Annotated in this window: 6 protein-coding genes; 4 read left to right on the top strand and 2 right to left on the bottom strand. The window is 53.5% G+C overall.

Annotation, left to right across the window (positions count from 1 at the left end):
• The first annotated feature begins 247 nt into the window (after nt 1–247).
• The 4 genes from ACTTKG_RS08030 to ACTTKG_RS08015 all read left to right on the top strand — a co-directional run bounded on the left by ACTTKG_RS08030 (nt 248) and on the right by ACTTKG_RS08015 (nt 4,058).
• The gene (locus ACTTKG_RS08030; RefSeq protein ID WP_442673701.1) at nt 248–868 is read left to right on the top strand and encodes a pyridoxamine 5'-phosphate oxidase family protein; all 621 of its coding nucleotides are present in this window, start codon (nt 248–250) and stop codon (nt 866–868) included.
• 19 nt (nt 869–887) lie between these two features.
• Nucleotides 888–2,429 carry an ABC transporter permease/substrate-binding protein gene (locus tag ACTTKG_RS08025; RefSeq protein ID WP_442673700.1) on the top strand — a complete coding sequence of 514 codons (1,542 nt, stop codon included), beginning with the start codon at nt 888–890 and terminating at the stop codon, nt 2,427–2,429.
• Entirely contained in the window at nt 2,426–3,154 is a 729-nt protein-coding gene (locus ACTTKG_RS08020) for an ATP-binding cassette domain-containing protein (RefSeq protein WP_442673699.1), read from the top strand. The genes ACTTKG_RS08025 and ACTTKG_RS08020 overlap by 4 nt, the downstream gene beginning before the upstream one ends.
• Nucleotides 3,155–3,257: 103 nt before the next feature.
• Nucleotides 3,258–4,058, top strand: a complete 801-nt coding sequence (locus ACTTKG_RS08015; protein WP_442673698.1) for an ADP-ribosylglycohydrolase family protein — start codon at nt 3,258–3,260, stop codon at nt 4,056–4,058.
• 32 nt (nt 4,059–4,090) lie between these two features.
• Here the strand turns inward: ACTTKG_RS08015 and ACTTKG_RS08010 are convergent, their stop codons facing one another.
• The gene (locus tag ACTTKG_RS08010) at nt 4,091–4,801 is read right to left on the bottom strand and encodes a DNA-3-methyladenine glycosylase family protein (RefSeq protein WP_442673697.1); all 711 of its coding nucleotides are present in this window, start codon (nt 4,799–4,801) and stop codon (nt 4,091–4,093) included.
• A 156-nt stretch (nt 4,802–4,957) separates the two neighbouring features.
• A partial coding sequence (locus ACTTKG_RS08005; protein ID WP_442673696.1) for a type I restriction-modification enzyme R subunit C-terminal domain-containing protein occupies nt 4,958–6,876 on the bottom strand: 1,919 nt, incomplete at its 5' end.

Here is a 6,876-nt window from a genome sequence, read left to right as displayed (position 1 = left end):
ACACAGTCCCTGTGATGATTTGGTTTATAAAAACCGCCCAATCCTTGTGGGAGCAGGCGGTTTTTCTTATGCCTCCTGAGTGACGATGATGAATGGCGTTACTAAGAGCCGTGCGATGCAAGCATTCTTGATGGTATGTGTGATATCCAGATGGTCAAGGAATATTTATAATGTAATTATTGACATTACAATAAATACTGTGTTACAATAAGCGTGCGAAAGAACGATAATGGGAAGCGATGATAGGATGAACGTTCAAGAATATCTGGAAATCCTGCGCAATATCCGTGATTGCGCCTTTGCGACGATCGATCGTACGGGAGCGCCAGCCGTGCGCATCATCGACGTGATGCTGGTGGAAGAGGGGAGGCTTTACTTCTGTACGGCGCGCGGCAAGGATTTTTATGCCGAACTTATGGCGAATCCTGCCGTCGCCGTCACGGGGCTCAACAAGGAATGGCAGACGGTGCGTCTTGCAGGAAGTGCCGAAAGGCTTGCGGACAGCGAGCAGAAGGCGATGATCGACCGCATCTTTCAGGAGAATCCCTCGATGGAGGGCGTCTATCCGGGCGAGGCGCGTTACATCCTCGAAGCCTTCGTCATCGCGGAGGGCAGACTCGAATTCTTCGACCTCGGCAAGAGTCCGATTTATCGTGAGAGCATTTCCTTCGACAGTGCAGAGCGCGAGGAAAAGGGATTTTGCATCACCGAGGACTGCATTGGCTGCGGCACCTGCGCGGCGGTCTGTCCGCAGCGGTGCATCGAAGAGGGCGAGCCGTACAAGATTGTGGACGCCCACTGCCTGCACTGCGGACTTTGTTTTGAAAGCTGTCCTGTAGAAGCGATCGAAAGGCTGGGCGGCGAGTAGTGATTGAGGAGGAATCCCCATGTTTTCAGAGATGATACGACTTTTCCAGGAGCGCGGCGATTTTTTTCTGCAGCTTACGTTGGAGCATATTGCCATATCACTGGTGGCGATCGTCCTTGCCATCGTGATTGGCGGCGCGATGGGCATTTTGATCGCCGAGGTTGACCGCATCGCGCAGCCGACGCTGCTCGTCGTCAACTTTCTCTACACGATCCCCTCGATTGCGATGTTCGGCTTTCTGCTGCCTTTTTCGGGCATTGGCAATACGACGGCGATCATCGCCTTGACACTCTATGCGCTCTTGCCGATGGTGAAGAATACGCATACGGGCTTGAAGAACGTCGATCCGCTCCTCATCGAGGCGGCGGTCGGCATGGGGTCGACACGCTTCCAGGTGCTCAGACGCATCGCCCTGCCGCTCGCCATGCCCGTCATTCTCGCAGGCATCCGCAACATGACGACGATGACGATCGCGCTCGCGGGCATCGCGTCCTTTATCGGTGCGGGCGGCCTCGGCATCGCCATTTATCGCGGCATCACGACGAACAATGCGGCGCTCGCCTTCGACGGCTCGCTCCTCATCGCTTGTCTGGCGCTCCTTGCCGATACCGGTCTATCGCGCGTGGAAAAACGCGCCTTTCGCCGTCGGAGCGGTGTGAAGGGGCGCTCGTGGCGTAAAATTGCGGCGGTTTCGCTCGCACTCATCACGGCGGGCGGCGCATACGCGTTCTTTCAGAGCACGAAGGTGGCTGTCATCCGCATTGCGACGAAGCCGATGACGGAGCAGTTGATCCTCGGCGAGATGCTCAAACTCGTCATTGAGCAGGACGGGCGGCTCAAGGTCGCCTTGACGCCGGGCGTCGGCGGCGGCACATCGAACATCATGCCCGCGATGGAGCATGGCGACTTTGACCTTTATCCTGAGTATACAGGGACGGGTTGGCTCAAGGTCTTGAAGCGCACGGACATTTACGATGAATCGCGCTTTGATGAGCTTTGTGATGAGTACCGCAAGCGTTATCGGATGGAATGGCTTGGCATGACGGGATTCAACGATACGTTCGGCATTCTCGTGCGTCGGGATCTCGCTGAGCGGTATCATCTCAAGACCTACTCGGATCTCGCGCGTGTCGCACCGCAGATGAATTTTGGTGCGCAGTATGATTTCTTCGAGCGCGAGGACGGCTTTCCGGCGATGTGCCGCGCCTATGGCATGAATTTCGCATCGACGATTGATTTGGATATTGGGCTTAAGTATCAGGCGCTTGATGAAGGAAAGCTCGATAGTTTGATCGTCTTCACGACGGACGGGCGGCTGTCCAAGGCGAACGGCGTTGTGCTTGACGATGATAAGAATTTTTTCACTTCGTATGAATGCGGCATGGTCGTTCGCGAAGAAGCTCTCTCTGCGCATCCGGAGCTTCGCGATCTGCTCAAAAATTTTGATGGGCTGATTTCGGAAGCGGAGATGGCGCAGATGAATGATGCAGTCGAGTCGGGCGGCGAGGAGCCGCGTGCGGTTGCACGCCGCTTCTTAGAAGAAAAGGGGGTGCTCCGATGAGCGCGGTCATTACATTTCGAGATGTGTGTAAATCCTACGCGGGTGCAGAGGCTGTGCGCGGCTTGAATCTTTCGATAGAAGTCGGGGAGTTCATCACGGTGCTCGGCGCGTCGGGCGGCGGCAAGACGACGTTTCTCAAGATGATCAACGGACTCGTCGAGCCGTCTTCGGGCGAGATCACGGTGCTCGGTGAAAGTCTCAAGACGGCGGATCTCGTGCAGCTGCGCCGCAAGATCGGCTATGCGATTCAGGGCAGCGTGCTCTTCCCGCATCTGACGGTCGAGGAAAACATCGCCTATGTGCCGAACCTCTGGAACAAGAGCGACAAGGCGCGTACGCGCGAGGCAGTGGCGAAGTGGATGGCGATCGTCGGCCTTGCCGCAGAGCTTGGCGGACGCTACCCTGCCGAGCTTTCGGGCGGGCAGCAGCAGCGCGTCGGCATCGCGCGCGCCTTGGCGGCATCGCCCGAGCTTCTGCTGATGGACGAGCCGTTCGGCGCGGTCGACGCTCTGCTGCGCCGCCAGCTGCAGGACGAGATCCACGCCATCCATGCACGCGGCGGTCTCACGATCGTCTTTGTCACGCACGATGTCGAAGAAGCTCTGCGCCTCGGTACGCGCGTCCTCATTTTGAAGGATGGCTGCATCGAGCAGTTCGCCGCGCCCGAGGAGATCGAGGCGCATCCTGCGACGGACTTCGTGCGGCAGTTGGTGGAAAAAGTGTAGAGATTTTCCGACATGGACAAATTTTGTCCATGTCGTTGGTTATACTATGGATGTAAGGTGATACGAATCCTTGTTGCTGCATGAATGAAAAGGAGGCAGTCTTATGTATGGAGCGATTTTAGGCGATATGATCGGTTCGCCGTATGAATTTGACCGCGGCGGCAAGACGAAGGAGTTTCCTCTGTTCAGCCAAGGCTCGCGCTTTACGGATGATACGGTGATGACGATCGCCGTGGCGGACGCTTTGTTGGAAGTGGGAGAAGAGGCGGACGAAGCGGCGGTTTGTGCGGCGGTCGTTCGCGCGATGCAAGCTTGGGGCAGACGGTATCCGCGCGTCGGCTACGGCGGACTCTTCCGCCACTGGCTGGTGAGCGATGAGCCGGCGCCTTACGGCAGCTTCGGCAACGGCTCGGCGATGCGCGTCGCCGCTGCGGGCTGGCTCTATGATACGCTCGCAAGGACGCGTGAGGTTGCACGGCAGACGGCGGTCGTCACGCATAATCATGCGGAGGGCGTCAAGGGAGCAGAGGCGACGGCGAGCGCTATATTCCTCGCGCGCGAGGGAAAGTCGAAGGAAGAAATCAAGGATTATATCGTGCGGGAGTTCGGTTACGATTTGTCGCGTACGCTCGATGAGATTCGCCCCTTTTACTCGATGGATGCTACATGCCAAGGATCCGTGCCCGAGGCGATTATTTCGTTCCTCGAAAGCACGGATTTCGAGGATGCCGTGCGAAATGCCGTATCGATCGGCGGCGATACGGACACGGTCGCCTGCATCGCGGGCAGCATTGCCGAAGCCTTCTACGGCGTGCCCGAAGCGCTGAAAGCGGAATGCCGCCGCCGTCTGCCGCAGGAGATGGATCGGATACTTTGTTTGATGGATTCGTGCAGAGTGGCATAGATACAAGCAAGGGAGCCGCAGCAGCGATGATTTCATGGCTGCTGCGGCTCCCTTGCCGTATCGGCATTTTGCTGTTTGTTCGGTTTCTGACGGGCAGCGCCCCCCTGCCTTGCTTTTGCAGCAGGGTCAGTCAGCCCCTCGATGGCGCCGCCTGCGACTGCCCAGAGATAGAGACTTGCAGTGCTGGCGTAGGGAGCGTATCGCTTTTTGTATCGTTCGAATTTCTTACGGTCGATTTCCCTATGACGGTAAAGCATTCGAAGGCCGCGTTGTATGCCGAGGTCGCCGAAGCTCAGTACGTCGGGACGCTTGAGCGTGAAGATCAAAAGCATCTCCGCTGTCCACGCGCCGACGCCCTTGAGCGAAGAGAGTGCAGCGATGACCTCTGCATCCGGCATCGTCTCTAAAGATGCGATGTTGAAGTCGCCGCTTGCCACTTTGCTCGCAAAGTCCAAGATGTAATCCGCCTTGCGAAAGCTCGTGCCGACGGCTTGCAGCTCCGTGCGTCCAAGGGCGAGCAAATGCGCTGCGTCCACCGTATCAACTCTCGAAGAAAGTCTTTCCCAGATGGCTTCCTGTGCCTTCGTCGATATCTGCTGCCCGAGGATGTGATGTACGACCGAGGAAAAAATGTCGTCATGTACAGGACGCTGCAGCACGCCAAGACTGTCGATGACGGCGCCGAGCCTCTTGTCCTTCGCTTTTAAGTAGGCGAGTTCCATTTCGCCGCAGGAAACGATCATAGGGATCCTCCTAGCTAAAAGTTGGAGATTATCGCTGAATGAACTCTCATTTTATGAAAATAGCTTTTCTGCCTGAATGGCTGGGAGTCGGAAATGCAGCCCCTTTTCTCGCCATCTCATCGGTCAATGTTTTGCGTGATTTTTGTTCCGTACATGCTAGGCTGCCTTAGGCGCAGCATTGGTGTTGATGCCATCGATGACGGCGAGGATGTTTTTAATCATGTTTGGCTCGAAAACTTCGCCGATGGAAAGACCGCCAAGGTTTTCCCTGTCGCTGAGGTCTTGGCGATCCATTGTGCCGTTTTGTACCAACCAATCCATGATGCACTTTACGAGACAGAGTTGCTCTTCGTTATATACGCTTTCGTCAAGAAAAGCAGAGAAGGCCTTTTGCGCTGCTTCCTGTGTAAGTCCTGTAAGGCTTCGGACGAATTTTCCCAAAGGCATATCCTGCGTTTCTTCCGGAAGCATTTTTTGATACTCTTCTTGGCTGCCAACTTCGTGCCAAAAAATCTTTTCTAAGGTAGCGATGTCGCTGTCATCGAGAGGAAGATTATTCTTGAGTTTTACGAGAACGGGCGTGTTTTCATTTTCCTTCACATAGCGGGAGGCGCGTTCATAGTAATCGTCCAATGTGTTGTCCGTTCCTAGTCGCTCCCCTTCGCGTTCAAAGATAACGGCATCCGTGATATTGATTTCTTTCAGCTTCATTTCTTTCTTCAGATACTGCATGAGTCCTCGCAGTTCCTTGCGGATACTCTCTATCTTCATAATGCCGGCGTTTTGCCAAAATTCTTCGGTTGATATCGCCGTCAGCGTATCGTAGGACTTCATCACATCTGGTATGGTGGTTTTCTGTGAGAGTTTCCCGGCAATCAGACGGATTTGTCTGCTGTATCTGTCAAAAGTTTTATCATCGTGCTGCGCTCTGGAAAGCATCATGCGATACATGATTACATCCAGTCGTTTTGCTGATTCATCCTCGTTCGCGGCAGGAATCAGCGGGGCGATGTTGTGCACGAGTTCCTCTGAAGATATTACTTCCAAGCACTCAAACGCTTTTGGGCTGGAAAATTTCTCCACATATTCGAGGTTTTGGCGAACTTGGAATTGTAGCGGATTTAAGGCAGAAATGGCTCCTAGAGCTTCATCTACCAGTTCTTTTCGGTATTCCATCAGATCGGATTGTTGGTATTCTATTGCCTGCAGTTCCTGCATCATCTTCACCTTCAAACGGAAGGTGAGTTCAGAGAGGGATGGCGCTCCATCGACTTCTTTTCCTTTGGGGTTGTTGGTAAAATAGGTGCAGTTTCCCATGTAATCAAAGATATAGAATTCTTTTTTGTCTTCACCGGGACCGAATAAATCCGCGCAGAGTCTTGTGCCGCGTCCGAACATTTGCCAGAATTTGGCTTTTGAGAACACAGGCTTGTAAAACACTAAATTGAGAATTTCCGGCACGTCTATGCCTGTATCCAGCATGTCCACGGAGATGGCGATTTGCGGGAACGTATCTTTGTCTTCAAAATCCTCTAATAGTTTTTTACGATACTTTTCCTTGGTGTCAATCACTCGCGCAAAATGTCCTTTGTACTCGGGATAGAGCTTATCAAACTGTTTCTTGATAAACTCGGCATGATTGTGATTCTTAGCAAAGATGATGGTCTTGCCTAGTTTGTCGCCGCCTTCCACCTTTAGCCCCTTTAGCATTATTTCGGTAAGAACTCGCTGCGTGGTGTCCGCATTGAAATATACCCGATCCATTTCCGAGGAGGAAATAAAATCCGGCATGTCATCATCTTCGTCAAAGGCGTCCTCATAGCGTTCCTTGTCCTTCGGCGATAATTTATCATAGCTTATGCCCTCGGTGGGAATGCTGTAGAGTTTTTCAATGCAGTGATAATCTACAAGATATTTGTCTGCAAGAGCCTCTTTATACTCATAGGCGAAGGTCGGCATATCGTTTTCAAGATCGAAAAAATCATAGGTGTTGTGATCGACATCTGTTTTGGGAGTAGCTGTAAGACCTATCAGCAAGGCATCAAAATACTCGAAAATGGCGCGATATTTCTTGA

Origin of the sequence: Selenomonas sp., assembly GCF_052169755.1 — a bacterium.
In the GTDB taxonomy this organism is placed as follows: domain Bacteria; phylum Bacillota; class Negativicutes; order Selenomonadales; family Selenomonadaceae; genus Selenomonas.
This window is presented reverse-complemented; position numbering and strand designations above follow the sequence as displayed.

Excerpts from the sequence above, each read along its gene's own strand:
- ACTTKG_RS08020 (WP_442673699.1), top strand. The coding sequence starts at position 2,426 with ATGAGCGCGGTCATTACATTTCGAGATGTGTGTAAATCCTACGCGGGT.
- ACTTKG_RS08025 (WP_442673700.1), top strand. The coding sequence starts at position 888 with ATGTTTTCAGAGATGATACGACTTTTCCAGGAGCGCGGCGATTTTTTT.
- ACTTKG_RS08030 (WP_442673701.1), top strand. The coding sequence starts at position 248 with ATGAACGTTCAAGAATATCTGGAAATCCTGCGCAATATCCGTGATTGC.
- ACTTKG_RS08015 (WP_442673698.1), top strand. The coding sequence starts at position 3,258 with ATGTATGGAGCGATTTTAGGCGATATGATCGGTTCGCCGTATGAATTT.
- ACTTKG_RS08010 (WP_442673697.1), bottom strand. The coding sequence starts at position 4,801 with ATGATCGTTTCCTGCGGCGAAATGGAACTCGCCTACTTAAAAGCGAAG.